This window comes from Desulfobacter hydrogenophilus (genome assembly GCF_004319545.1).
Classification (GTDB): domain Bacteria; phylum Desulfobacterota; class Desulfobacteria; order Desulfobacterales; family Desulfobacteraceae; genus Desulfobacter; species Desulfobacter hydrogenophilus.
Genome location: NZ_CP036313.1, coordinates 1,897,901 through 1,921,123, shown reverse-complemented (window position 1 = coordinate 1,921,123; position 23,223 = coordinate 1,897,901). Strand labels below are relative to the sequence as shown.

The following is a 23,223-nucleotide window of genomic DNA, read 5'->3' as shown; positions in this document are numbered from 1 at the left end:
TAGCATACTAATAATTAGCTTACTAAATAAAAAAACAAAGATGATTATGGAATACAAAAATTCAGATAAACCCTTGATGCATCTTTTTATGCACATAGGAAAATTGCTAAATGACAGGTTGAGAATTTCCCTAGATAAGGGTGGGATTCATTTTGGACAGGCGCGAGTCTTAACATCCTTAATGGAACATGGTGAATTGACGCAAAGGATGATTGGCGAAGGGTTGGATATAAAACCTGCAACGGTTACAAACATGGTAAAAAGGATGGAAGCATCGAAGCTGATTGAACGTCGACGAGATGTAAACGATGACAGAATCATAATCGTCACACTAACAGTTAAAGGAAAAAAGGCTGCAGAATTTGCCCTGACCGTGATGGCACAGATTGAAGAGGATATCCGTTCAGAACTGAGTCGGCAAGAAATTGATACATTGCGCAATCCCCTTGAAAGAATTCGCAACGTCCTTGGTGGTTGTGATCCAAGCATATAATATCGAATCCATGCATGACGGATAGTAAGTTTAACCACCAATGATATAGGAAAAAATTAATGACCATAGAAAAAATTCAAGGATGTATTGGGTGTGGAACATGCATAGAAACATGCCCCACCGACGTCATCCGCCAAGACCCAAAGACAAAGAAATCATTCATTGCATATCCGGCGGATTGCCAGATATGCCATTTGTGCAGGATGTATTGTCCTGTTGATGCCATCACCATTTCACCGGAAAAATCCATATCGGTTGTCGTTTCATGGGGGTAAAGATGGGCGCATATATAAAAAGCAGATTCTTTAGACAATCCATACTGGCTTTCGTGGGTATTCCCCTGGTTATCTGGTCCACGGGTAATTTCCCGGAGCGTTCCTTGTTAAAAGAATCACTCTCCATCATAACCATTTTGTCCTTTTCCCAGATGATTGGACAGTTTTTCTGGACACGCACCAGCAGGCCCGTCAGGACAGATCTTAAGATGAGCCAGGTGGTAAAATACCATAAATTCATTGGGTATACATGCGTTACCATTTTATTTTTCCATCCGATTTACCTGGTGATTCCACGGTTCTTTGAAGCGGGCATATCCCCTTTTGACGCGTTTATTACCATAATTACCACCTTCAACCTGGGGTGTGTGCTGGGTATCATTGCATGGTGCTTGATGCTGGTATTGGGTATTACTTCTTTTTTACGGAACGGGCTACCCATGACATACAAGACCTGGCGCGTTTTTCACGGCACTCTGGCCATGCTGTTTATTTCAGTTGCCGCATGGCACGTCATGGATCTTGGCCGTCATGCAAACCGTGCCATGTCAATTTTAATCAGCATGCTTACGGCAAGCGGAGTTCTGCTCCTTTTGAAAACGTACACTTTAAAAAAAATAAAAGCCAATGAGGAATAAAATGACAACATCTCAAAATTCAAAAGACATGTCCCGCCGCAGGTTCATGACCCTTGCAGGAGGAGCCGCAGGGATAGCAACGCTGTCTGTCATGGGATTACTTCCCGAGCAGGGAGCGTGCAGCACCAATGTTCCTGAAATTGATCTCAATAAAATAACATATACTGAAAACCAAACGGATGTGCTGGTTATCGGCGGCGGAATGGCAGGATTATTTGCTGCCGTCAAGGCATATGATGCAGGTTCCAAAGTGATGCTTGTCTCCAAAGGCCGCTTGGGTTCATCAGGCATGACACCATTTGCAAAAGGCATATTTGCATTCGATCCCAGTTCCGCAAAAATCAGTCTTGATGAATTTACAGACACCGTTTCCAGGTCTGCATTGGGAACCAACAATCCGGTTTATACCCGGCAAATGGCGGAGCATTCCCTTGCCCGTGTCAATGAACTCAAAGAATGGGGATTTTTTGACTCGCCGCTTTATAATAAGAGTTTCAGCAACCCGGTCAAAGAGAGAAATATTCCTGTCAAAGAGCGGATTGTAATCACCCATTTAATTAAAGAAAAAGGACGGATATGTGGTGCAGCCGGTTTCAGCCTGGATAAAGAGAAGGTCCTTTTTTTTAAGGCAAAAAGCATCATCCTGTGTACCGGAGCAGGCGGCTTCAAGCCCAATGGATTTCCCATTTGTGATCTCACCCATGACGGTACTGTCATGGCCTATAACATTGGTGCCAAGGTAACGGGTAAGGAATGGAACGATGGGCATCCCGGCCAGGCGAAAAACGCTGCCGCCTGCTTTGACGGATGGCATGGTATGTTTGAAAGAAAGCCCGGCATAACAGGTGTCGAAGTACATCATGACCTGGGTGTGGACTTGAATTACAAGGCATACATGAACGGGAATCCCGTTAAGATGGGCCCTCCCGGAGCAACCGGGGATAAAGAACCGGAAGGCGGGCCCTATGTTCCGGATGAATTTAAACGAAATCGCCCTCCCAAAGGCGAAGGGCGACCCGGGCCTTCCGGTCAGCACGAAGAGGGAGGTGCCCCTCCGGGAATGGCAGGAACTATAGTGGGCGGGTCTTCTGCAGGGATGTCCATTCACAAATCAGAAGGCCTGGTTCCTATCAACGAAAAGTGTGAATCAAATATCCCGGGGCTATACGCTGCCGGAGATGCTTTGGGCTCCTATATGGCCGGGGCAATCTATACTCAGGTAGGATCCTCATTGGCCGGTTCTGCGGTACAGGGCGCGGTTGCAGGGAAGGCTGCTGCTGAATATTGCCGGGATGTTGAAATGCTGAAAATTTCAAAAACGAAAATGAATGAAGTAAAAGAAGAGATACTTACACCGTTAAAAAAAGAAGCCGGATACAGCCCCGCATGGGTGACGCAAACCTTGCAGGGCATCATGATTCCAAATTTCATAATATATATAAAGAAAGAAAAGCTTCTTAAAGCGGCATTAGCCTATGTTGAAGAGTTGAGAGACCATCACATGCCCATGCTTAAAGCGGCAAACTTACATGAACTGCGGTTGGCTTTTGAAACCGCGAACATGATTATCAGCGCTGAAATGAAGCTAAAGGCATCCATCATGCGTAAAGAAAGTCGCTGCAGTCACTATCGGCTGGATTACCCCCAGATAGATACCCAGAACTGGAATGCCTGGATCAACATTTACAAGGACAGTGACGGTTCAATGAAACTTGAAAAACAGCCCTTTGGTACCTGGCCTTCTTAAGTTATGAAAGATCATTCATTAAATTTTAAAAAAATCGGCAGAAATGCAAACATTAAAATGGAAATTCCGGCACCGATAAACCCCATAGAAAAGAATCCATTAGCGGCAAGAAATCCTATCAAAGTCGGAGCTCCGCCACCCCCCATGAGAAATGCTACCGGGACAGTAAACGAAACGATTATATTCCGGGTTTCTTTGGTTCCAATACTGGAGAGAGCTGAAAATGCCGGAGGAAAAAAAGCGACTGATAAAAGTGGCTGCAGAAAAATCACAGTCTTAAGTCCTGTCCCGGACAATACTCCGAGACCCAGGGTGGAGAGCCCGGTTAAGATAAGGACTGTGTTCAGGGTTTTTTTTATTCCATACCGGTCAGATATCCAGCCAGCGGCAAAGGGTACGGGCAGAGTAAGAATTCGGGACAAGGCAATCAATGTATTGGCTTGGGACTGTAACATTCCATGCTCGTTTACGAGATACAAAGGAAGCATGGAATAGATCCCTATGGTACTGAGTACGCCCATCGTGAACAGCACAATCATAATCCAGAAAGAACGGATAAATAACAGTGGGACAAGGGCTTTGAACATAGGAGCTTGCCCCGGAAAATCCACGACTTTGCTGAATTTTAAAAAATTGATGCCAAGCACCACCGATACCATTCCAGTCAGCATCAGAATACTGCGCCAAGACATCAACAACAACAGTGCTTCACAGATAATCGGTGACAATAAAAAACTCAAATTCGGTGCCAATTCATGAACCCCGATGGCTTTGCCCCAGTTCTGCCTACCGACCGAAGCAGTGAGCAAGGCAATTCCACTGGGTAGATACAAACCTGCGCCCATGCCAGTGATAAATATACCGGCCCGCATCATGGTCAGGCTGTTACATAAGCCTGTTAAGATAAAAAAAAAACCGGTCACGATTGCAGACAGACCAATGGTTTTTTTATGCAGCAGTCTTTCTGAGATAAATCCTGAGCAGACCAGGGTAATAAAATATCCCGAGGCAGACACCAAAAACAGGGAGCCGGCTTGGTCACCTGTCAGGGACATGTCCTGTAGAATAGTAGGCAAAAGTGGGGATATGATAATACGAATGCTGAAGTTCAAAAAAAATATAGCAGTCAGAAAAAGTAAGGGACGCAACTGCGATTGAAATGTCTGTGTGTTGTTCATAAACAAAAATAAGGTACGGACCACGTTTTTATCATTTTTTTGTCCTCGGTCTGCCAGCTTTACCCGGAAAAGCACGCCTGCCCAGCATTATGCTGATTTCATCCTGAAATCGTTTGGCCCAATACAAAATTCCCATTCGTGGCTTTTCTGATTTGATCTATTTCATCAGAGCGGAATAAGTCCCTCATCTAAATTCACCCGGGTGCTCTACAATCCCCGCACGAACCGGGTTCAGTTCTATGTACTGCTGGCATGTCAACAAATATTTCTCCTCTTGAACCAGGCAGGATCGATACCTTCCCATAGGATACCCGTTCTTTTATAGGTTCGGTTGATATATTGAACATACCGTTGCCCCTGGCGTTTTAACAAATCTCCAGCATTGCTGCTACTTTTTAGATCATGGAGCAGCTTCTCCTTTCAATGTAGGGCTCTTTCATCCCCTATTCTATGCCGGTTTATCCCGGCGCTTTCGGTCTGTCCCCAATTTCCCAGATAATTGAAGACCTTTATGACAAAGTTAGACGCATTGGCCTATGGTTTTATTTCAGCTTTCTTGATCAGCCTATTTTCAGGACCTTTGCTCCCCTGATGGTTCCTTTTTTCAGCGCTGCCAGGGCCTGGTTAGCCTCTTCAAGTGGAAATTCCTCAACCTCCGGCCGGATTCCAAACCGTTCAGCCAGGGTTAAAAAGTCTACTACATCCTTACGGCAGATATTGGCAACACTCTTGATCTCTTTTTCCATCCAAAGATGAGCTGGATAATCCAGTTTTAAAAGGTAATCCTTATCCATCTCTTCTTTCCTGACGGCATTGATGACCAGCCGTCCGCCAGGTTTAAGGTTTTTCATTGCCTCAACAACCGGTTTCCAGACAGGTGTGGTGTCAATAACAGAGTCCAGCAGTTCCGGTGACGCTTCTGCCGTATCCCCGGCCCAGACAGCCCCAAGCTCTTTTGCAAATTCTCTCTCTACCGGATTTCGAGCAAAGACAAACACCTTTGCATCAGGATATATAAACCTGACCAGCTTTAATACCAGATGACCCGAAGCACCAAACCCGGTCAGCCCGATATTTTGCCCATTCTTGAGCCCTGTTAATATCAAAGAGCGGTACCCGATTGCACCTGCACATAAAAGTGGAGCAGCCTCTGTATCCTTAAGCCCATCCGGAATAGGAACGGCAAAATGCTCTGGAATGACCATATATTCTGCATACCCGCCATTGGCATCCTTCCCTGTGGCCTTGAAATCCTCACACAGGTTCTCATTGCCGGCCAGGCAGAATTCACATGTCCGGCAGGTTGAATAAATCCATGCAATCCCAACCCGGTCACCAAGTTGAAAACCTTTAACATTTTTACCGGCCGTTTTAACCTGTCCCACCACCTGGTGTCCCAAAATAACAGGCAGAACTGATGGTACAGCTCTACCTTCAATTTCATCCAGTTCAGTATGGCAGACCCCACAGACAGATACCTTAACCAAAATTTCGTCATTTCCTGGAACAGGAACAGGCAGATCAACCAAATCCAAAGGAGTCTGGTTTTCAGCAAAAAGACCAAGTTTTTTCAGGACCATGGCTTTCATAATTAGATTTCCAATTACATATTTGTTAGAATGTCAAAACATTAAAAGGTCTATTTCGAATATTACATGTATTATCAGAAGATAATAGCAAGGGGATTGCGATTTTACAACTGCGCATCCCAGTTAGGATTGGGTGGTTGAGACAAATCAATGTTTGAACATGGAGCGATCATGAAACTGGTCATTCAGATAATTGCCATGGCGATAGCCTGTTATGGAATGCTTGGGGCGGTACTTTATTTTTTCCAGGAGAAAATGCTGTTTTTCCCCATGGGTCAGATCTTTGGAAATTGCCGTCAAATGGAACGATACGGAGCAGAGGCCATTAGCTCAAATGGGATTCGGTATTATTTAAAACGGACAGAATCTGCTGAAAGCTGGATCATCGTTTTCCATGGCAATGCCGGGAACGCCTGTGACCGAACTTATTTTTTTGATCTGTTGAGCGATTTGAAATCCCATGTAGTGTTATGCGAATATCCAGGATACGGGGGAGACAACCGGAAACCGGGTGAAAAGACAATCCTTGAACAGGCATTGATGCTGGTCAAAGAAATCAAAAACCAGGAGATCAAAACCAGGAGATCAAAACCAGGAACGATAAACATCTTCCTGTCTTTCTTTTGGGGGAGTCACTGGGCACCGGTGTGGCCACATGGGTTGCCTCACAGACGCCGGTATCCGGGCTTATCCTGATTTCAACCTACACAGCCATCGTTGATGTCGCCAGGCACCACTATCCGTGGCTTCCGGTTCAATATCTGTTGAGACACCGGTTTGAGGCATCGGTCTGGGCATCTGAAACCACCACCCCTGCAATTCTTTTTCACGGAATTGAGGATGATATTATTCCGATCAAATTTGCCAGAAAACAGGTTAAGAACTTTAGATCAGATGCCGAACTGTTTGAAATCGAACAATGCGGTCACAATGATATTATTAATACCGAAAAAATGTTGATAAAAAAGGAAATCAATCACTTTGTTTCGGCAGCCCGAGGATGACGGCCGGCTGCCAAAGCAAAAATTTAGATGACACCGTCTCAGACGTTGATCAGATCACACAACTTGTTCTCTTCGTGTGAAGATGTGCCGGATTTTTAATAATGCAGCCCCCCCCCCTTCATTAGAAATTGATGCAAAATTTGTTTATTTTAAACCATGGGACTGACTGTACTGCGTTTCCTGTGGTTTTGTACTCTGCTTTTTTGCCGATTTCTTTGTGGTACAAGCCATTTCGGGGTTCGTGTTTTGGCGTCTTCCGTCATAACAGACCTATCCGTTATGTTGTAAACAAATTTATAGGTGGCTTATTCTTTTTCAGTTGATCGTTTATACGGACCATCAAGCATACCTCGCAATTGACTGTATATTGCCATATTGTTAGCCTGCCTAGCCAGATCAGGTGTAGGGTCTACGATGGTAGAGGATAGTACTTGAGTAACAACCGCACCAACAAGTGCGCCAACAAGTCCGCCGCCGCCATCACCAGAAGACTGTTGAGCTATGGCAATTGACTCCCATAAAAAGTCACCGGTTTTTACATCAACCAACCTGAGAGTCGCATGAACTTTTGTTACAGATTGTAGGATTTGGTATTTCTGCCCCCAGTCTTCTATGGATATATACAACACCGCGTCAGCCCCGATATGCTCGCCAATTTTATCCAGTGGGATGCCATTCATCTCAGCAGGTGTAGGCAAGCCATTCTCTTTGAGGAAGTGGTCAATCACAAAAACCGGAAAAACATAATAACCTTTCTCTGCCAGGGGGCGTGTGAGAGTGGATAAGTAAATGTATGGTGCATTGACTTCAATAGAGTTGTTGTTTGGCGGAATAACTACGATAGACCTTGGCTTACTTTTTTCAAATGCAGTGTAGTCATAGGGTGTTGTTGTACACCCTGAAGTAATGAGAATGATAAAAAGAAAAAATAAATGGTGCAGCCTGATTGAGGTACTCATAACTGATTCTCCTCATTTTGCCTGGCGCGATTCAACATTCCTTCAATAAAGGCATTTGATTCGGGATATAAAGTCTGTTCTTGCTTGAATGCTGCCTTTGACTGTGAATCTTTGCCCTCTACGGCGTATAAGAAGCCCAAATGAGCATAGATGCCAGGTGCAACTCTTTTACCCATAGCCTCACTTTTCTGAATATCTGCGTTTAATTTTTCGATTTGTGTTGCTGGATCTGCGGACCCTGGTTTGATATAAGCATCATGAATCAATTGTTCATATTCACCCCAATAATATATCTCTTTATTGGTTGCACACCCAGCCATCAAAAATATGATTAATAACGGAAGCGCACACCACTTGTTCATATTCATATCATTTGTTCCTTCACCTCACTGTTGGATTGTCCATACGCCGTTCTGGATATCGCGTACTATGTTATTTACTGATTCCTTAATGGCAAAATTTAATACTTTTCCGTTAAGGGTTGCGTCATAGCTTGCTGTACCACCAAAACCAATAACTTCCCGATTACTTAAGGCATACTCGCCAGCACCCTGGGTGGAGTAAACAATTTGAGATGTCAGGACATCAACAATATTGAGTGAAACTTTTGCGTAAGCTACCTGGTTCTTGCCTGAGCCAAGTATCCCGAATAGTTGGCGATCTCCGCTTACTTTCCGGCCAAATTCAGTAACATCGCCAGTTACCGTGTAACGGGCGCCATAAATGTTTTGTTCGGCTCCCAGAAATTTTGCTTCCTGCTCATTTTGCTGCAAATTTTGGCGATCTACAATGTTAAATCGGTTGGTTTGTTGTAAATGAGTTTTTAATATGGTTTTGGCCTGATTGCCTAGCCTGTCAGTATTAGATGAGAACAGGCCTTGCATGTAACCGGAACGATTTTGAAAGTTACCAACCACCATTGTCGTTTTAGGTCCATTGTAAACTAAGCCATAAGATTCAACTTTATCTGAGGCTACCATCCTGTGAGACTCTGTTGCACATCCTGAAATCCAAAATACCACTATCAGTAATAATACTAAGCTAAACCAATTGTCATATAATGGATTACTCTTCAATCTATACATAATATCCTCCTATCTATAAATTCATATCATACTAAATTTAGGTCGCTTGCTAAATAAGTCATGTCAAACAACGATAGCTTTATTAAAAATAATCGCGGTGCTGACCGGCGCTGTGCGCCGATCAAGCAAACGATAGTTTGATTGATCGGTGTGCAGTGACTGGACGAAGTCAGCACCGCGATTCACGGCGGCATTAATTGAAAAAGATAACCGGCTGTTGATTAACAGCGAAACCCAGCCCAAAGAATACCCGGCCTACCGGAAATGGCTCAGGCACTATCTTGATTTTTGTAAAAAATATGACCATGGCTATGCCGATATTAAAAGCTTGCCGTTATTTGTTGATAAACTGAAATCCAAAAATCAGGATTCATTTCAGCAGGATCAGACCCAGAAGGCCCCTGATATTATACTATGCCGGGCTGGAAGAACAAACACAATCACCAATGTCTGAGCATTACCCTCCTATGATAATTCCTCTGGTTCGAGAGTAAAGGCATTCTTTTACCATAGATGGAAACTATACTTGTGGTACTTTCCAGGGATGACGTTCATCGGGTGATAGACTGTCTTGAATACCCTTATAGTTTAAGGATGAAGCTTTTATTTTTATAAAATCTAAAACATTGAAAGAAATCAAAAGTCCTTTGGATCTATGAAAGCGTTTCAATGATATACATAAGGCAATGGCTCTATGAATGAATAAAACCGGCAATGTCCGGAATATCATCCAGGGCAAAAATTGGGGGACATGGTTTTCCTGTGTCCGCCGGCACCCTGTCGCACACCAGGGCACAGACCTTTTCCACATGCGTAAACAACGGCGCTTTACCCACACGTTGCCGCCAGATTTCGATTTTGGGATAGGGTCCTGAAATCCATCCTTCAATGAAAACAAGGTCTGCATGGCAGTAATAGGTTTGGATCAGTTTTTCGGGCCGGGTGAGATCAGAGGCCGGGAAATATAAGGCGGCCATTTTAGCGTTGACCATGGCGGCGGGGCAGGCTCCTGCTTGCCTGTGTAAATGGGAATCCTTGCCCGGTTTGTCCAATTCATAAGCGTGGCTGGAGTGTTTCAATGTGCCGACACACAGGCCTTTTTCAGTGAAATGGCGCACCAGCTCCGCCACCAGGGTGGTTTTACCGGAACCGGGCTGGCCGATGATTTGGACAATGGTCTGCATGGGGGTCTCCCTTAAACGGCATCTTATTCTTTTGGCTCATTTTCATGGGGGTCCACAGGCTCATAATAGGTTCCCAGGGCACAGGGCCGGCACAGAATCTGGTTGTTTTTAAAAACTTCTTTTTTATCCCTGACCACAATGCCGCACCGGGCACATACAGCCTTGAACCGTGTGGGACCGGGCATGTCCGACGCCGGGACATTGACTTTTACCTGGGTAACCGTAAACAATTCTGAATCATCCATGATTTTGTAGGCTTCAAGTTGGGCAAGCCTTGGATCTTCAATGTGAGGCATCAGTTTCGGGGCAAGATCCCGGGCTGTTTCCGTGGAAACGATTCTGAACGCCTTCCCTGTTTCAAGGTTCACAAAGGTGGCTGCCATAATGCCGTTATCAATGAATTTTAAGGACCTTCTACCAAGCTTTACGCCTGTGACATAGGAGATGGCGTCCGTGGCACACCGGTCCATCTCCACATATACAATGATTTTTTTGATCTGGGGCAGTGTTGACGGTTCATCCAGGCCAATGAGCCGGCACCCGAGCATGGCCATACGCACCCCGATCACCTGACCCGAACATAGATGACCATGGACCTGCGCCGATCCTTCCAGCAGTGTATTAAAATCTTTCAATAGCCCCCCGATATTTTTTCTCTTTGAATGTATCTTCTTTTTAACAGCTTTTCAGGAGTACATCAAATGGGGAAGGAACAAAATGATGCAGGGAAAAGCAATGAGAATGATAATCCCGATAATCAAGGCGATCAGAAACGGGGTAATGCCCTTGAATATTTTTTCCAGGGGCACGTTATGGGACAGCACGTTTTTGGCCACCCCATAAACCACGTAGACATTAATGCCCACAGGCGGTGTAATAACCCCCATCTCCGTGACCATGACAATGATAATACCAAACCAGATGGGGTCATACCCCAGTTCCATGACCACCGGGAAAAATATGGGAACCGTGAGGGTAACAAAGGCCAAGGCATCCATAAAACAACCGCCCAGAAAATAGATGAAAATGATCACGGCAATAACCATGGCTGGAGCCATATTAAGCCCGCTCACCCAGGATGCAATCTCAAATGGAATCCGGGTAACGGCCAGGAATTTACCGAAAATAACGGCCCCTGTGATCAGCATTAAAACCATGCAGGAGGTGGTCAAGGTTTCCATTAAGGACTTCACGAACCCCTTCCAGGTGAGCCGGCGTTGAATCACAGAAATGACCAGAACACCGAAAGCGCCTACGGACGCAGCTTCCGTAGGTGTGAACAGTCCGTAGAAAATACCGCCCACCACCAGGGCAAAAATAATCAGGGTCTCGCCAAGGCCAAAAAGCGCTTTAAAGCGCTCTGCCCAAGAGAATTTTTCCCCGGCAGGCCCGGCGTTCTTATCCAGAAGACAGGTGATATAAACAGCACTGATAAAAAGCATAGTAACAAGAAGGGCCGGGAATATACCGGCCACAAACAGCTGGCCAATTGACTGCTCCGTTAAAATACCGTAGATGATCAGCACTACGGACGGAGGCATGATCATGCCGATGCCGCCGCCCGAGGCCACAGAGCCCGTGGCCAGTGCATCGTCATAATTGAACCGCTTCATTTCGGGTAATCCCACCGTTGCCATGGTGGCGGCTGTGGCCGGACTTGAGCCGCATACGGCCCCGAATGCCGTACAAGCGGTGACCGTTGCCATGGCAAGGCCCCCGCGCACGCTTCCCAAAAATTTATAACCGGCGGAATAAAGGCGCTTGGATATGCCGGAATTGAATCCGAGCTGCCCCATGAGAATGAACAGCGGGATCGTGGTCAGATCATAGGAGGCAAAGGTTTCATAGATATTCCTGGATAAAAGGACAAGCCCTGCATCCGGGCTTGTCATGGTTGAAAAGCCAATAAACCCCACCAGGGCCATAACAAACGCAACAGGCATCTGGGTCATGAACATGATGATCATGACGGCAATGCCGATAATTCCTGCAAGAACGGGACTCATCCGGTTGTGCCTTTTCTTAATTGGTTGACGGTGTCAACAATCTGCTGGAGAATAGTGCCTGAAAAAAAAGCAAGGCTCACGGCCAGGACAAGGACAATATAGTGCAGTGGAAATTCCAGGTTCATGGAGACTTCACCGGCCTGCTGCATGTCTTTGGCATAAACAAACATCTGCCAGGCCACCACTGAAAAAAGAATCAGCGTCAGGGTCCGGGTAAACAGGTCCAGCAGCAGACGGATCTTGCGGGGCAAAAGACGGGTGATGATCTCCACCCCCACGTGCCCGCCCACTTTATAGGTGTGAGGCAGGGCCGCAGCGGCCACGGCAACAGCGAAAAAGCCCACAAGTTCCACAGACCCAAAAATAGGGTGTTTAAAAAAACGCCCTGCCACATCCGCCACGGTAATGAGCATCATCAGTGTCAGAGCAAGGGCACCGGCAGACCGAAGCAAGTCGGAAACAAGATTTAAAATACGATCCAGCAATTTCATAGATACTACATGTTGGATTTAATAAAATCCACAACAGCCTTTCCATCTACACCCTTTTCAGAGACTTTTTTAATGTAGTTATCAAGGACCGGCCGGGCAGCCCCACGCCACTTTTCAGATTCTTCTTCTGACTGGGGGATTACAACCCCGCCTTTTTCCTTGAAAAACGCCATGCCCGCCTTGTCGGATTCATCCCAGGCCTCTCCGTGTTTCACGGCCCACTCCAGGCTGATTTGTGTAATGGCACTTTGCTGTTCCGGCGTAAGCTTATCCCACTGATTTTTGTTCATAAATACACCGAATGTGGTGGTATAAGCGGTGGAAAAATTCTGAATCATATAATGTACCACTTCACCCAATTTCCAGCCTTTGTTGGATTCAATGGGGTGACAGGAGCCGTCCACCACGCCTTTTTGCAGCATCTGGTAGCACTCCCGCATGCTTTTGCCCACGGGGGATGCACCTAAAGCATCCATAACCAGGCCGCTGGTCCCTGTGCTCCTGATTTTAAGACCCTTTAAGTCTTCAAGGGTGTTTATTCCCTTATCCCGGGTGTGGATCAGCCCCGGACCATGGGCATGAAAGAACAGGATGTGGCTCTCGTTAAATTCTTCGGGTTTAAACTTTTCGTACATGGCATTGGCCACAGCCGTTGCCTGAACCCCGGAGGTGTATCCCATGGGCAGATCAATGGCTTCTGCCACCGGAAACCTGCCCCGGGAGTATCCCAAAGCGGTCATACCGATATCGGTAATACCCTGGACTACCCCATCATAAGTCTGGGGGGCTTTGGTCAGGGTGGAGGCCGGAAAGTACTGAATAACCACGTCCCCATTGGTTCTTTTTTCAACTTCCTTGCACCAGCTTTCAGCAAGTTGGCTCTGGATGTGTGTGGGCGGGAAAAAATTGGCGTATCTAAGGGTGGTTTTGGCTGAAGCATGGAATACCCAGGACAGGCACAGTAAAAAAGCTATTAACACAGACCATTTTTTCATGGTACCTCACAATTTAAAAGTGATTATAATTTAACTATAAAAAGCTTTAAGGATATCGGCCTATACTATCCGAGCAACCCGACAGTCAAGTAAAAAACCGCCCGAATGACGGGCGTATCGTGTAAAGTTAGTTGCGTTGTCAACGATATTACCCACGAGAAAACAGAACAATCGGGATGTTTTTATAAATCCCAAAAGGAAGCCTTGCTCAAAGCGGCTTCTCCGACGGGGTTTAATAAATTTAAACCCTGAAAGTACGAGTATGAAAACCTGGGCACCAGCCCACTATTCATTGCACCGTCAACAATAATAAATCCATTTATCCGCCCGGCCCGAAAATCGCTGGAGGGGTATCCACTTTCTCCTTGCTTTTTTCTTCCTGTCTGATAGCGTCATGATCATTACTCTCCCAAGGAACCCTTGAAATGATCAAACAACTTAAATTTATTATTTATACCCGTCCCTTTATCTGCTTTATATATTATTTCGTACGCCTTTATTCTGCGACCTTCAGATTAAAGGTTGAAAATGAAAAAAGCTGGCAGGCCATGCTCAATGGAAACCAGCCAGTAATTCTGGTGACCTGGCACCAGCAGTTTTTTTCGGCCATTCGGCATTTTAAAAAATATGCCCGGTATCATCCGGGGTTGATGATTTCCAGAAGCCGGGACGGCGAGCTTATCTCTGCCGTAGCCCGGCGTAGCGGATGGCACACACCACGGGGTTCATCCTCAAGGGGCGGCAAAGAGGCCATGGCAGAAATGATTGCCCATCTCAATACCCATGGCTTTGGCGCCCATATCCTGGACGGCCCCACCGGTCCAATTGGAAAAGTAAAACCGGGTATCATAAAAATGGCATTGCAGACCAATGCCGTGCTGGTTCCTTTTTTCACCGATGCAGATCGGGCCTGGTTTTTTAATTCCTGGGACCGGTTCATGCTACCCAAGCCCTTTGCCAGGGTCCGGCTGCGTTTTTCAGACCCCATCCACATCTGCGACAAAGAAAATGAAAATTTTGAAGACCTGCGTGACCGGCTTGAAAAAACAATGTTGCCGGGTCTACATCGTCAGACCAGATGAACAACCACAACCCCGCCCCGATCATACCCAAAAGGTCTGAATACCCCGGCGTATCCGGTGGCGATACCTTTGTAAAATCTGTCAAAGGGGATATCGTATGCCAACTGATCAGGATCAACATCCAGGATGGTGACAAAACCGGTTGACGGATCAAATCCCCCCACAGGGGAAATATGGGGGATGTTCAACGCCTTTATAAAAGTACCCTGATCAAAGTGGGCAATGATCAAACAATTGTCCAGGAATTGAAATTTTTTAAGGTGCCCAAAAATCTGCCGCCTTACCCTGTTCCTGCCTGAATCTAAGGCGCCTTGGATCATTTCAACCTCTTTAAAGGGGACACCATAGGCCACAAGACTGTCCTGGACCACAGTCCTCAGAACCGCCAGAGGAAGCCCCCGCCGCCCATTATACCCGTCCGGCCCCATGCGCTCTTTCCAGTGGGCAGTTCTCACCTTGTCCAGAATGGCCTGCTGGGTAACTGTGGGACCGGGGCGTCCGTACCGCTCCCGTAGCACATTGACCACACAGACCACCGAAGCCACCGAACACGAAGATTCATGGTATTGCTTGACATGGTGGCGAAACAGGGCCGCCTGAAGACTTTGTCCTTTGGACAGTTCGGGGGGTGAAGTAAGAGACCTTGCCTGGCCCGGACCAAAGCTGCCTGTGCGCGTCACCCAATGAAAAAAATATCTGATGGTCAGGTAAGTTCGGACGATGCAAAATCTAAAAAGATTCATCATGGAGCCCCAAAAAGCTGATTTATTTTTCACGAATAACCGTCTGTGTCCGGCTAAGAGTTAAAGCCAGACCCTGGGGGGTGTCTATTAAAAAAGGAGTCATCTGTGCCAAGGCGTTCTGGGTAAATTTGACCAGATGGGCGTCAGTTTCCATAAAAAGGGCGTCCGCATTGATGTAAAGGACGTCGGGATCAAGGGCAATGGTCTCAAGGGTATTTAAAGTCAATTCAATCCCGGCGTCTTTTTTGACGAGATCCACCACAAAAACAGCCGTTTCTTCGTAAGGGAAATAGACCTTTTCTTCAACATCATTGATGATCTGGCTTAAAAAATATCCCTGGTCGTCTTTTGCAATGGATTGATTGAAATATTTTATAATTTTGGGGTGTTCCAGTTTCCCGTGTTCATTATGCCAGGCGCCGTCTTTATCCATCCAGAAAACGGCCTGCTCTTTGGGGATGATATTCTGTTTTCTTGTTTGGGCCATGGGGCTATCCTTACGTTTGTGATTTAAAGCCTTCTTATAAAAGGCTCTTAAGGAATGAGTCCGAAATAACTTAACCTGGGAGCGCGGGCGCCCCGCCCACATCGTTACAATACTTACGGACATGCGGGCGGGACACCCGCGCTCTCAGATATAGCAAAATGGGCAAGTTATTTAAGACCTGTTCCTAAGGTTTCCTTGTATCTGAAAACAAAAACGGATACAAGTGGCAAACGTCTTCGGACATTTACAGATCCTCGGGCAATGTCATTTTGGTCCTGCGTTGATGGTTCGTATTGGTGCCACAAAACGCATACCATCAGCAGATACCATCTTTCCACCGCCCCATTGTTTAGCCAATAATAAAATTTCTTGATGTTCTACCAGCAGGGCATCAGCTCGAATTAAGGTTTCTCCACGAATGTAATTTTGTTTGATCGAATTTATCGGTATAATTTCTATTTTTATTGATTACATCAAAGCCCGATTTTTAATTTTTTCAGCAATTTCCAGTCCAAGTTCGTTGGCCCGTTCCCAAACATCGGACTGATCTTCTACTTTACAGAATTTATCCGGGGTGACTTCAATATCGTCTCCGAATACCCAGGGAAGAGAACTCATTGGGCACGTCGAACCGAACCCGCATACCAGACATTCCGTATTCCCAGTTATTTTCAGATTACCCAAAATCTCCATTCCGTCTACAGTCAAGGCATGTTCAATCTGCTGACCGGTCTCTTCAAGTCCCGGAGCACCTCGCCCAATGCCCGAAGCCACAACAACGGCAAATTTTCCCCGATTAAGCCCATTTTGATGCCGCAAAGAAAACAATCTTTCAAGAAATGCCTTTGTAAATCCATCCACAGAACCATATGGGGCATATCCACCGACAACAATGGCCTCTGCCCTCCGTATTTTTTCGGCAAGTTCAGGGAAATCATCCTTAACTTTACAGATGTTGTCTTTTTTGCATCCCAGACAGGCAATGCAGGGCTTCACATTCATTTTGCTTAATTTTATGAATTCCGAATTCAGTCCGCTGCTGCCTAAAATGGCCTGGATCAGCCGGTCAGTGTTACTGTTTTTAATGGGACTGCCTGAAATACCTATAATCCTTGCCTGCATTTTAAAACCCTCCTTCATGATTAAGCTGAATGCGTTACGGTTACTTTATGAACATACCGATGATGATTTTTATATGAAAGTTCCAATAAGTTACTGAATTACTTTCATGCTTTGTTGTGGGTTGAGCCTCGGTATTGATAGACCAAGTCAGCCCATGGCTGTTTTATATGAAAGAACCACCAACGACCTGAATTCTTTCATGGTTTGTTGTAGGCACGCTGACGAACGTTCAAGGCGGCCCATAGCCGTTATTAAGAAAACGGTGAATGCAAAAAAAATTAAGCTGGATATTGCCGTGGAAATAAAAATTTCCGACGCCACAACCATTGTTTTTTCCGGCAGCCGCCCATCATAGGATTTGAACAGATTAAATACAAAAATATAAGCGGCCACCCCAATGGGAGGAATCGGAAGAAAATAACGGATATCACCCAAAGCAAAGGCTAACTTGGAAGAATATAAACCGATCCCTCGAAAGAATATTTATTTTTAAAATTTCGTTTTCCATGTGACATTATCCTCTGGTATTTTATGCCGCATCCAGCTCAGGCAAAATCAATAATTTATTTTCAAGAATAATTTTTCCGGCGTCCTTCAGGGCTTTCATCGCCCGGGAAATGGTCACCCGGTGTGCCCTTGCCAGAAGGCTTAGGTCCTCATGGGTTAAAGGAAATTGAATCACCACCCCTTGAGGGCTTTTGGCACCGTGGTCCTTTGCCACGTTTTTCAGCATCCGGTAGAGCCGATCCTCAATATTGGTTACCGTCAGGTTGCCCACACGGGTGGTGAGCCAAGAAATCCTTTCGCTGAGGGTTTTGATCACCTGCAGCCCCACCTTGGGGTGCTTGGGTACCAACTCTTCAAACTGCTTCCGGGTAAACCCACAGGTCAAGGTGTCTTCAAGACAGACCGCAGACACAGGGTATTCCCCTTCCTCGGAAAACATATTTTCTCCGACAAAGGCCCCTGCCCTGCGCAGATCAAGCATGAGTTCGGTCCCGTTTTCAAGCACCTTGGTCAGCTTGATACGCCCTCCTTTAATTAGAAAGACTTCATCGGCCGCATCTCCCTGCATGAATACGGTATCACCTTTTTTTATCTTTCTTCTTGTGGCCTCTTTCACGGTTGCCATGAGTTCTTTTCTGGGAAGATCTTGAAAAGCCCAGAGTTTGCCGATACAGTTTGGCGATGTCTCTAAGTTCCCTGCTGTCTGTTCACATAAACAAGCCATTTTATACCTTTCAGGAGTTACGATCACATCAGTATTTTTTCTTTTTTATTCATCAACCCGGTCAGGACCATTTTATAGGTGTCAATGCCCTGTGCTCCCCTAAGAAAGCCTGACTGGTTAAGGACCATTGTGGGCACCGATGATATCCCCATGCCGAGCCAATAGTTTTCCTGGATCTGAATACGCTCCCGGGCGCCCTCGTCCTTCAAGGCCGCCAGCCCCTTCTCAACATCCAGGCCCACAGCGTCCAACTCGCCGGCCAGAACCTTACGGTCAGAAACATCCTTGCGTTCACTGAAAAATGCTTCAAAGAGACGGAGCTTCAATTGAGTCTGCAACCCATGAGATTTTGCATAATCAAGCAGGATGTGAACATCACGTGTATTCACCATTTTCATTCCGTCGAAAAAATCGAGTTTAAACCCTGCCTCCTCACCCAGTTGGGCCATATTTCCTAGGTTTTGCAGGGAAACCGCACGGGTCATCCCGTATTTACCGGACATGTGCCCCACGATCTCTTCACCTTCGGGAGGCATATGGGGATTCAGCTCAAAAGGGTGCCATTCAATTTCAACCCTGTCTTCTATTCCCATCTGTAAAATCACGCTTTCCAACCGCTTGTATCCGATAATACACCATGGGCAAACCACGTCCGAAAGAATGTCCAGTTTTATTTTATCTGTCATATTTTTGAGAAGCTCCTTTGAGCTGACCATGCTGCCCTTTACATCGGGAAGTGTAAACTCAGGCAGAGCTTCGCCAATTTTGATCGCCTTGTCTGCGATCCCGGTTCTCACCAGAGTGTCGGTTTCCTCAAGTAGAGGCCCAACCAGCTCGGGCGGTTTTGTGGCGATGGACTCCTGCTTCATTGCAGTGAGAGTCTCTTTTAAACTCATGCTGACCTCCGATTATGCGGTAATCACATTGTCATTGGTCCACAAAATTGTCAGTTTATTTTTTGCTGTCATTTCAAGTTCTCTCTTTTTTGGTTTTTAAAGAATTAATTACGGCAACCACTTCAGAGGGTTCAGTCCGCTTGGTGTAATCCGCATCAACACCTGCACAGGCAATCGTGCCGTCGGTGTCAACCACAAAAGTACCGGCCAAGGGTAGATCGAATTGCCCTGTCCCGTTGTGTTTTTCAATCTCAATACCAAAATCTGCATAAACCGGGCGGAGGCGTTCGGACAGGGTAAAGACCAAGCCGATCTCCCTGGCATATTCGGAATTTACGTCGGTCAGCACCTCGAACTCCAGTTCGTTTTTTTCAGTCGTGGAAAGGGAGGCATCGGGCAGTTCGGGAGTGATAGCAACCAGGGTAGCCCCGGCGTCTTTAATGTCTTTCAGAATCGCCTGGTATGCACGGAGTTCAAGGCTGCAGTAGGGGCACCATCCTCCCCTGTAAAAGGTCACCACAACCGGCCCTTTTTTTCTCAGTTCAGCAAGGCTTCTGGGGATGCCAAGGGGGCCGGACAGGGTAAAGTCCTTCATTTTCTCACCTGTTTTAGGTGCATTGTCAACAATACCGGATTCCTTCATTTTCTTCATATCTTCCAGCTGCAAGTTGATGATTTTCTTGGGGTGTTTGGCAACATTCTGGGCTTTGAGTTCAGCCAGTTGTTCGTTAAGAGTCATGGACTTCTCCTTATGGTTAATTTTATATGAAGGTTCCAATAAGTCACTGAATTACTTTCATGCTTTGTTGTGGGTTGAACCTCGGTATTGATAGACCAAGTCAGCCCATGGCTGTTTATATCAATGTAATTTTAAAATTTGTCAGTGTTGATGATTTTCAAATACATGTATCTTGAACGTACATTCAAAATACAACACAAAAAATCTCGTGTCAATGACTTTTTGAACAAACGATCAAAAAGATCTTGTAAATTTAAATTGTGGTGTTAAAATTTATAGTGTCTGAACAAAAACTTGGAAATTTTCTCACCTGTCTCGTACTCGAGAAGAATTTACAATTTTCGGTCGGACACTACATACATTTTAAGGAATTAGCAGACTATTAAAAAATTAGGTTGACCTATGGCAAAAGCACTATTTGATAGAGATGATGTGATTGATAAATCCATCCAATTGTTCTGGCAGAACGGATTCAGCGGATCTTCCATGCAGCAGGTTGTAAAAGCCACCGGCCTTAAGCCGGGTTCCATCTACCATGCCTTTGGCAACAAAGAAGGCCTGTTCAGGGAAGCGCTGGACAATTATGCACAAAAAGGACTTCGGCAGATCCGCAAAGTGCTGGATAACGCACCAAGCGTAGGGAAAGGAATTTGTTCCATTCTTGAAAAATATATCCAGGAATCGACTCGAAAAGATTATTGCAGCTGTTTTCTGGTTAAGACCCAACTTGAACTGGCTACTGAAGGTAACGAACTTTATGAACTGGCATCTGAAAAATTAGGTACCATTGAAGCACTTTACGAAACTTATCTTGAAAAAGAATTCGGTTCCCAAGTCAGCAGGGATCGGGCAACAAGCCTGATGCTGAATATTTTCGGAATGAGGGTATACGGCTACCGGCAGGGGTCTGCCCACCGGATGCGGGAAGGATTAAAACAAGGCCTGCCCTGGCTGCCCTGGGATCAGGCAGACTGATGTTTTAGAGCCGATAGCCATGACCACATGTGTAACCTGTTTTTTCCCCAGCGCTTTCTCCCGTCAGTTTTTCAATACGCTGCAGGTCTGTTGCCTCTTTCTCATTTCAAACCGGGCAATAAATATGGCGGCAAGGATGCTCACCGCCAGCATCATATATGAGGTAGGGTAAAATATCTGCTCAGTAGCGTATTGTTTCATCACCATACCGTTGAGCCAGGTGCCAAGTGCGCCACCTATAAAAAAGTTAAAACTTGCCACGGACATTGCGCCGATTTTTGTAAGCGCTTTGTAAACCCCCTACTTTTCACATAGCCAGTAAAAACTGTATCCGGGAATGACAAGACTGTTTTTAAAAATATCCGGGCTCTCCCCACAGTACAAATCCACCAGAGTTTTGTATTGCGCTTTCCATGTCCCGAGGTCGTCGAGGTTAAGATGCTGAGGGTCCTCACTGAAATTGGCCACCACCAGAACCTGCTCGCTTGGCTGTTGCAGGTGGTAACGACCAAAAACAAAAAGGTGCGGATTTTCTACTTCGATAAGCTCTCGATTATTGAAATCGGCAAAGACAGTAATTTCTTTTCTTATGGAAATCATCTGTTTCAAGGCAGTGAAAATTTTATATTCGACGGTGCCTGGACTGTTTCTCCTTTCCGCTTTCTCCCAGTCAAACCATGGTCGGTGTATCCAACGTGAGTCCCCTGCTTTAAGGGGATCATCACGGTAGGAATCGTTGTTGAGGGTGCCGATCTCATCGCCGTAGTAGATAAGCGGGATACCGCCAAAGGATAGAATCATGCTGTGCAGGAGCAAAATTATTTTGATTGAATCGTCTATCGCTTTATTGTCGCCGGTTTCAAGGGCATGTTCCAGACCGACGAGTGAAGCAAGAGACCCTGAAATACGAGCGTCGCCGGTCTTCTCGTTCTGTCCAAAAGGCAAACCGCGAGCGTGGGAATCTTCAAACTTTCCGGTGAAATAATCGACCAGAAATTTCCGGTGTCGGGCGGGTTCGTAATCACAGAGCAAAATGTCCCGGTCATCAAAACCCAGGCCTATATCATCATGACAACGAACGTAGTTTAGCCAGGTGGCTCTCTCCAGTTTGACCGGCAGGTTCTTGATCCCCTGGTTGAGTAGACGGGCATTTTTAGTAGCTACCGCGTCCCATAACAGCGCCATGAAGGTTGCATTGTAGGCAATCTCACACTCCTTGGCGATAACCGCATCCTCCCCAAAATATTTGATCATCTCTACAGGAGCAACGATGGCCTCGGCAATGTAGACGACCCCAGGTGCGGTGACCTGGCAGCAGTCTTTGAAAAGCTGTAAGAGCAAATGTGCTTCCCGTTCATTTTGGCAGGTACTGCCTATTTTTTTCCACAGAAAAGCCACTGCATCAAGCCGCAAAACATCGGCGCCCTGGTTGGCCCAGAAAAGGATTATGTTGAGCATCTCAATAAAAACGGAAGGGTTACTGTAGTTGAGATCCCACTGAAAATCGTTGAAAACGGTCATAACCCAGCGGCCCATTTCTTCGTTCCAAGTGAAGTTTCCAGGCGATGTCTCCGGAAATATTTCAGGCATGCTCTGTTCGAACATATCCGGGATGTTGCGGGTTTCGAAGGTGTAGTAGTAGTCCTGATACTTTTTGTCACCAGCTCTGGCGCGCTTTGCCCAGTAGTGCATGTCGGAGGTGTGGTTGACAACGACATCGAGCACGAGCAGGAGATCGCGTTCTCTCATCTCGGCTGTCAACTGTTGAAGATCTTCTAAGGTACCAAGTTCAGGGTTGATCTCTCTAAAATCATTGATGGCATAGCCGCCGTCACTTTTCCCTTCCGGACAGGGTAATATCGGCATCACATGAACCAGGTTAACACCCAGTTCCTGGAAATAGTTCAGGTGTCCCTGCAGATTGTTGAGGTTACCTGCAAAGCCTTTGCAATAGAGAGCCATTCCGACCAGTTGCTGGCTGAGAAACCAGTTGTAATCCTTTTCCCGGGCAAGGTCGAGCCGGCGAAGATTTTCCGGGCGCTTAATATACTGCAGAGCCATGGTTTCAACCAGCTTTTGAGCCTGCGCTACAAAATCCTCGCGGTCCCCGTAAAGCTTTTGAAACAGGGAGTGAATGCTGTAAAAATTTGCTCCAAGGCGGGTATAGAAATGTCGCAGGTCCTGCTTGGATATTTCCGGTTTGATACGGTTAAGAATGTCATTTAAAAGTGTATGGGAAACTTGTTCGTACATATTCTACCTTAAATAATAAGTGTTACAGTTTTAGTTAGTTCCAGTATGAAA

Annotated in this window: 28 protein-coding genes and 1 pseudogene; 10 read left to right on the top strand and 19 right to left on the bottom strand. The window is 45.9% G+C overall.

Translation table 11 applies throughout. The features are described from left to right. The first annotated feature begins 46 nt into the window (after positions 1–46). The 4 genes from EYB58_RS08315 to EYB58_RS08300 are packed head-to-tail and all read left to right on the top strand — an operon-like array spanning position 47 to position 3,153. The gene (locus EYB58_RS08315; RefSeq protein WP_163354411.1) at positions 47–493 is read left to right on the top strand and encodes a MarR family winged helix-turn-helix transcriptional regulator; all 447 of its coding nucleotides are present in this window, start codon (positions 47–49) and stop codon (positions 491–493) included. A 59-nt stretch (positions 494–552) separates the two neighbouring features. After that, complete coding sequence (locus EYB58_RS08310) at positions 553–768, top strand: 4Fe-4S dicluster domain-containing protein (RefSeq protein ID WP_111952531.1); 216 nt, start codon at positions 553–555, stop codon at positions 766–768. A 2-nt stretch (positions 769–770) separates the two neighbouring features. Continuing rightward, positions 771–1,406, top strand: a complete 636-nt coding sequence (locus EYB58_RS08305; protein WP_111952529.1) for a ferric reductase-like transmembrane domain-containing protein — start codon at positions 771–773, stop codon at positions 1,404–1,406. Position 1,407: 1 nt separating this feature from the next. Beyond that, positions 1,408–3,153 carry an FAD-dependent oxidoreductase gene (locus EYB58_RS08300; protein ID WP_111952527.1) on the top strand — a complete coding sequence of 582 codons (1,746 nt, stop codon included), beginning with the start codon at positions 1,408–1,410 and terminating at the stop codon, positions 3,151–3,153. 11 nt (positions 3,154–3,164) lie between these two features. Here the strand turns inward: EYB58_RS08300 and EYB58_RS08295 are convergent, their stop codons facing one another. Both EYB58_RS08295 and EYB58_RS08285 read right to left on the bottom strand, forming a co-directional pair. Beyond that, positions 3,165–4,331, bottom strand: a complete 1,167-nt coding sequence (locus tag EYB58_RS08295; RefSeq protein ID WP_111952788.1) for an MFS transporter — start codon at positions 4,329–4,331, stop codon at positions 3,165–3,167. A gap of 560 nt (positions 4,332–4,891) precedes the next feature. Next, positions 4,892–5,920 (bottom strand): zinc-dependent alcohol dehydrogenase family protein, encoded by a 1,029-nt coding sequence (locus EYB58_RS08285; protein ID WP_111952525.1) that lies wholly within the window; start codon positions 5,918–5,920, stop codon positions 4,892–4,894. A 171-nt stretch (positions 5,921–6,091) separates the two neighbouring features. On the opposite strand from EYB58_RS08285, the gene EYB58_RS08280 reads away from it, so the two are divergent. Next, the gene (locus EYB58_RS08280) at positions 6,092–6,616 is read left to right on the top strand and encodes a hypothetical protein (RefSeq protein WP_111952524.1); all 525 of its coding nucleotides are present in this window, start codon (positions 6,092–6,094) and stop codon (positions 6,614–6,616) included. Next, complete coding sequence (locus EYB58_RS08275; RefSeq protein WP_131072035.1) at positions 6,568–6,924, top strand: alpha/beta hydrolase family protein; 357 nt, start codon at positions 6,568–6,570, stop codon at positions 6,922–6,924. Before EYB58_RS08280 ends, EYB58_RS08275 begins: the two co-directional genes overlap by 49 nt. Before the next feature lie 305 nt (positions 6,925–7,229). On the opposite strand, the gene EYB58_RS08270 is transcribed toward EYB58_RS08275, so the two are convergent. From EYB58_RS08270 to EYB58_RS08260, 3 genes are read right to left on the bottom strand one after another with little or no spacing between them, the layout of a single operon-like run. Beyond that, positions 7,230–7,883 (bottom strand): DUF799 domain-containing protein, encoded by a 654-nt coding sequence (locus EYB58_RS08270; protein ID WP_111952522.1) that lies wholly within the window; start codon positions 7,881–7,883, stop codon positions 7,230–7,232. Beyond that, positions 7,880–8,251, bottom strand: a complete 372-nt coding sequence (locus EYB58_RS08265; protein ID WP_111952521.1) for a DUF4810 domain-containing protein — start codon at positions 8,249–8,251, stop codon at positions 7,880–7,882. Before EYB58_RS08265 ends, EYB58_RS08270 begins: the two co-directional genes overlap by 4 nt. Positions 8,252–8,269: 18 nt before the next feature. Further along, positions 8,270–8,968, bottom strand: a complete 699-nt coding sequence (locus EYB58_RS08260; RefSeq protein WP_111952520.1) for a CsgG/HfaB family protein — start codon at positions 8,966–8,968, stop codon at positions 8,270–8,272. Between the two features lie 217 nt (positions 8,969–9,185). Between EYB58_RS08260 and EYB58_RS08255 the strand changes: the two genes are divergently transcribed. After that, positions 9,186–9,422 (top strand): hypothetical protein, encoded by a 237-nt coding sequence (locus EYB58_RS08255; protein WP_131072034.1) that lies wholly within the window; start codon positions 9,186–9,188, stop codon positions 9,420–9,422. Between the two features lie 238 nt (positions 9,423–9,660). On the opposite strand, the gene mobB is transcribed toward EYB58_RS08255, so the two are convergent. The 5 genes from mobB to EYB58_RS08230 are packed head-to-tail and all read right to left on the bottom strand — an operon-like array spanning position 9,661 to position 13,644. Further along, on the bottom strand, positions 9,661–10,152 hold the full coding sequence (mobB, locus tag EYB58_RS08250) for a molybdopterin-guanine dinucleotide biosynthesis protein B (RefSeq protein WP_111952518.1): 492 nt from the start codon (positions 10,150–10,152) through the stop codon (positions 9,661–9,663). A gap of 23 nt (positions 10,153–10,175) precedes the next feature. Next, positions 10,176–10,787 carry an FmdE family protein gene (locus EYB58_RS08245; RefSeq protein ID WP_111952517.1) on the bottom strand — a complete coding sequence of 204 codons (612 nt, stop codon included), beginning with the start codon at positions 10,785–10,787 and terminating at the stop codon, positions 10,176–10,178. A 51-nt stretch (positions 10,788–10,838) separates the two neighbouring features. Then, positions 10,839–12,158: a TRAP transporter large permease gene (locus tag EYB58_RS08240; RefSeq protein ID WP_111952516.1), complete on the bottom strand. Its 1,320-nt coding sequence runs from the start codon at positions 12,156–12,158 to the stop codon at positions 10,839–10,841. Beyond that, positions 12,155–12,649, bottom strand: a complete 495-nt coding sequence (locus EYB58_RS08235) for a TRAP transporter small permease (protein WP_111952515.1) — start codon at positions 12,647–12,649, stop codon at positions 12,155–12,157. The genes EYB58_RS08240 and EYB58_RS08235 overlap by 4 nt, the downstream gene beginning before the upstream one ends. 5 nt (positions 12,650–12,654) lie before the next feature. After that, on the bottom strand, positions 12,655–13,644 hold the full coding sequence (locus tag EYB58_RS08230; protein ID WP_111952514.1) for a TRAP transporter substrate-binding protein: 990 nt from the start codon (positions 13,642–13,644) through the stop codon (positions 12,655–12,657). Between the two features lie 425 nt (positions 13,645–14,069). Between EYB58_RS08230 and EYB58_RS08225 the strand changes: the two genes are divergently transcribed. After that, positions 14,070–14,726, top strand: a complete 657-nt coding sequence (locus tag EYB58_RS08225) for a lysophospholipid acyltransferase family protein (protein ID WP_111952513.1) — start codon at positions 14,070–14,072, stop codon at positions 14,724–14,726. On the opposite strand, the gene EYB58_RS08220 is transcribed toward EYB58_RS08225, so the two are convergent. From EYB58_RS08220 to EYB58_RS08205, 4 genes and pseudogenes are all read right to left on the bottom strand, one after another. Then, on the bottom strand, positions 14,714–15,472 hold the full coding sequence (locus tag EYB58_RS08220) for a phytochelatin synthase family protein (RefSeq protein ID WP_111952785.1): 759 nt from the start codon (positions 15,470–15,472) through the stop codon (positions 14,714–14,716). The two genes, EYB58_RS08225 and EYB58_RS08220, sit on opposite strands and share 13 nt — an antisense overlap. Before the next feature lie 19 nt (positions 15,473–15,491). Further along, positions 15,492–15,956, bottom strand: a complete 465-nt coding sequence (locus tag EYB58_RS08215; protein ID WP_111952512.1) for an MFS transporter permease — start codon at positions 15,954–15,956, stop codon at positions 15,492–15,494. A gap of 273 nt (positions 15,957–16,229) precedes the next feature. After that, a pseudogene (locus tag EYB58_RS08210) lies at positions 16,230–16,391 on the bottom strand (Tn3 family transposase); the annotation flags it as partial. 33 nt (positions 16,392–16,424) lie between these two features. Further along, a complete protein-coding gene (locus tag EYB58_RS08205) occupies positions 16,425–17,078 on the bottom strand; it encodes a flavodoxin family protein (protein ID WP_111952510.1) in 654 nt (217 codons plus the stop codon). A gap of 154 nt (positions 17,079–17,232) precedes the next feature. Between EYB58_RS08205 and EYB58_RS08200 the strand changes: the two genes are divergently transcribed. Continuing rightward, entirely contained in the window at positions 17,233–17,433 is a 201-nt protein-coding gene (locus EYB58_RS08200) for a hypothetical protein (RefSeq protein WP_131072033.1), read from the top strand. 174 nt (positions 17,434–17,607) lie between these two features. On the opposite strand, the gene EYB58_RS08195 is transcribed toward EYB58_RS08200, so the two are convergent. The 3 genes from EYB58_RS08195 to EYB58_RS08185 all read right to left on the bottom strand — a co-directional run bounded on the left by EYB58_RS08195 (position 17,608) and on the right by EYB58_RS08185 (position 19,944). After that, positions 17,608–18,309 (bottom strand): Crp/Fnr family transcriptional regulator, encoded by a 702-nt coding sequence (locus tag EYB58_RS08195; RefSeq protein ID WP_111952508.1) that lies wholly within the window; start codon positions 18,307–18,309, stop codon positions 17,608–17,610. Positions 18,310–18,332: 23 nt separating this feature from the next. Continuing rightward, positions 18,333–19,205, bottom strand: coding sequence for a DsbA family oxidoreductase (locus EYB58_RS08190; protein WP_207309143.1), 873 nt, complete (start codon positions 19,203–19,205; stop codon positions 18,333–18,335). Between the two features lie 73 nt (positions 19,206–19,278). Then, entirely contained in the window at positions 19,279–19,944 is a 666-nt protein-coding gene (locus tag EYB58_RS08185; protein WP_111952507.1) for a peroxiredoxin-like family protein, read from the bottom strand. 402 nt (positions 19,945–20,346) lie between these two features. Here EYB58_RS08185 and EYB58_RS08180 point away from each other — a divergent pair, with 402 nt between their 5' ends. Continuing rightward, complete coding sequence (locus tag EYB58_RS08180; protein WP_111952506.1) at positions 20,347–20,919, top strand: TetR/AcrR family transcriptional regulator; 573 nt, start codon at positions 20,347–20,349, stop codon at positions 20,917–20,919. 63 nt (positions 20,920–20,982) lie between these two features. Here EYB58_RS08180 and EYB58_RS08175 read toward each other — a convergent pair whose 3' ends face one another. Both EYB58_RS08175 and EYB58_RS08170 read right to left on the bottom strand, forming a co-directional pair. Next, entirely contained in the window at positions 20,983–21,180 is a 198-nt protein-coding gene (locus EYB58_RS08175; protein WP_131072032.1) for a hypothetical protein, read from the bottom strand. Positions 21,181–21,219: 39 nt separating this feature from the next. Next, the gene (locus tag EYB58_RS08170; RefSeq protein ID WP_111952504.1) at positions 21,220–23,172 is read right to left on the bottom strand and encodes an alpha-amylase family glycosyl hydrolase; all 1,953 of its coding nucleotides are present in this window, start codon (positions 23,170–23,172) and stop codon (positions 21,220–21,222) included. Positions 23,173–23,223 lie beyond the last annotated feature (51 nt).

What these genes read in the sequence shown, in the direction of transcription:
- mobB (WP_111952518.1), bottom strand. Translation starts at nt 10,152, where the DNA reads ATGCAGACCATTGTCCAAATCATCGGCCAGCCCGGTTCCGGTAAAACC.
- EYB58_RS08180 (WP_111952506.1), top strand. Translation starts at nt 20,347, where the DNA reads ATGGCAAAAGCACTATTTGATAGAGATGATGTGATTGATAAATCCATC.
- EYB58_RS08215 (WP_111952512.1), bottom strand. Translation starts at nt 15,956, where the DNA reads ATGGCCCAAACAAGAAAACAGAATATCATCCCCAAAGAGCAGGCCGTT.
- EYB58_RS08280 (WP_111952524.1), top strand. Translation starts at nt 6,092, where the DNA reads ATGAAACTGGTCATTCAGATAATTGCCATGGCGATAGCCTGTTATGGA.
- EYB58_RS08265 (WP_111952521.1), bottom strand. Translation starts at nt 8,251, where the DNA reads ATGAATATGAACAAGTGGTGTGCGCTTCCGTTATTAATCATATTTTTG.
- EYB58_RS08195 (WP_111952508.1), bottom strand. Translation starts at nt 18,309, where the DNA reads ATGGCTTGTTTATGTGAACAGACAGCAGGGAACTTAGAGACATCGCCA.
- EYB58_RS08170 (WP_111952504.1), bottom strand. Translation starts at nt 23,172, where the DNA reads ATGTACGAACAAGTTTCCCATACACTTTTAAATGACATTCTTAACCGT.
- EYB58_RS08230 (WP_111952514.1), bottom strand. Translation starts at nt 13,644, where the DNA reads ATGAAAAAATGGTCTGTGTTAATAGCTTTTTTACTGTGCCTGTCCTGG.
- EYB58_RS08235 (WP_111952515.1), bottom strand. Translation starts at nt 12,649, where the DNA reads ATGAAATTGCTGGATCGTATTTTAAATCTTGTTTCCGACTTGCTTCGG.
- EYB58_RS08310 (WP_111952531.1), top strand. Translation starts at nt 553, where the DNA reads ATGACCATAGAAAAAATTCAAGGATGTATTGGGTGTGGAACATGCATA.
- EYB58_RS08240 (WP_111952516.1), bottom strand. Translation starts at nt 12,158, where the DNA reads ATGAGTCCCGTTCTTGCAGGAATTATCGGCATTGCCGTCATGATCATC.
- EYB58_RS08295 (WP_111952788.1), bottom strand. Translation starts at nt 4,331, where the DNA reads ATGAACAACACACAGACATTTCAATCGCAGTTGCGTCCCTTACTTTTT.
- EYB58_RS08285 (WP_111952525.1), bottom strand. Translation starts at nt 5,920, where the DNA reads ATGAAAGCCATGGTCCTGAAAAAACTTGGTCTTTTTGCTGAAAACCAG.
- EYB58_RS08270 (WP_111952522.1), bottom strand. Translation starts at nt 7,883, where the DNA reads ATGAGTACCTCAATCAGGCTGCACCATTTATTTTTTCTTTTTATCATT.
- EYB58_RS08200 (WP_131072033.1), top strand. Translation starts at nt 17,233, where the DNA reads ATGGCTGTTTTATATGAAAGAACCACCAACGACCTGAATTCTTTCATG.
- EYB58_RS08315 (WP_163354411.1), top strand. Translation starts at nt 47, where the DNA reads ATGGAATACAAAAATTCAGATAAACCCTTGATGCATCTTTTTATGCAC.
- EYB58_RS08225 (WP_111952513.1), top strand. Translation starts at nt 14,070, where the DNA reads ATGATCAAACAACTTAAATTTATTATTTATACCCGTCCCTTTATCTGC.
- EYB58_RS08185 (WP_111952507.1), bottom strand. Translation starts at nt 19,944, where the DNA reads ATGACTCTTAACGAACAACTGGCTGAACTCAAAGCCCAGAATGTTGCC.
- EYB58_RS08260 (WP_111952520.1), bottom strand. Translation starts at nt 8,968, where the DNA reads ATGTATAGATTGAAGAGTAATCCATTATATGACAATTGGTTTAGCTTA.
- EYB58_RS08220 (WP_111952785.1), bottom strand. Translation starts at nt 15,472, where the DNA reads ATGATGAATCTTTTTAGATTTTGCATCGTCCGAACTTACCTGACCATC.
- EYB58_RS08300 (WP_111952527.1), top strand. Translation starts at nt 1,408, where the DNA reads ATGACAACATCTCAAAATTCAAAAGACATGTCCCGCCGCAGGTTCATG.
- EYB58_RS08305 (WP_111952529.1), top strand. Translation starts at nt 771, where the DNA reads ATGGGCGCATATATAAAAAGCAGATTCTTTAGACAATCCATACTGGCT.
- EYB58_RS08205 (WP_111952510.1), bottom strand. Translation starts at nt 17,078, where the DNA reads ATGCAGGCAAGGATTATAGGTATTTCAGGCAGTCCCATTAAAAACAGT.
- EYB58_RS08190 (WP_207309143.1), bottom strand. Translation starts at nt 19,205, where the DNA reads ATGAGTTTAAAAGAGACTCTCACTGCAATGAAGCAGGAGTCCATCGCC.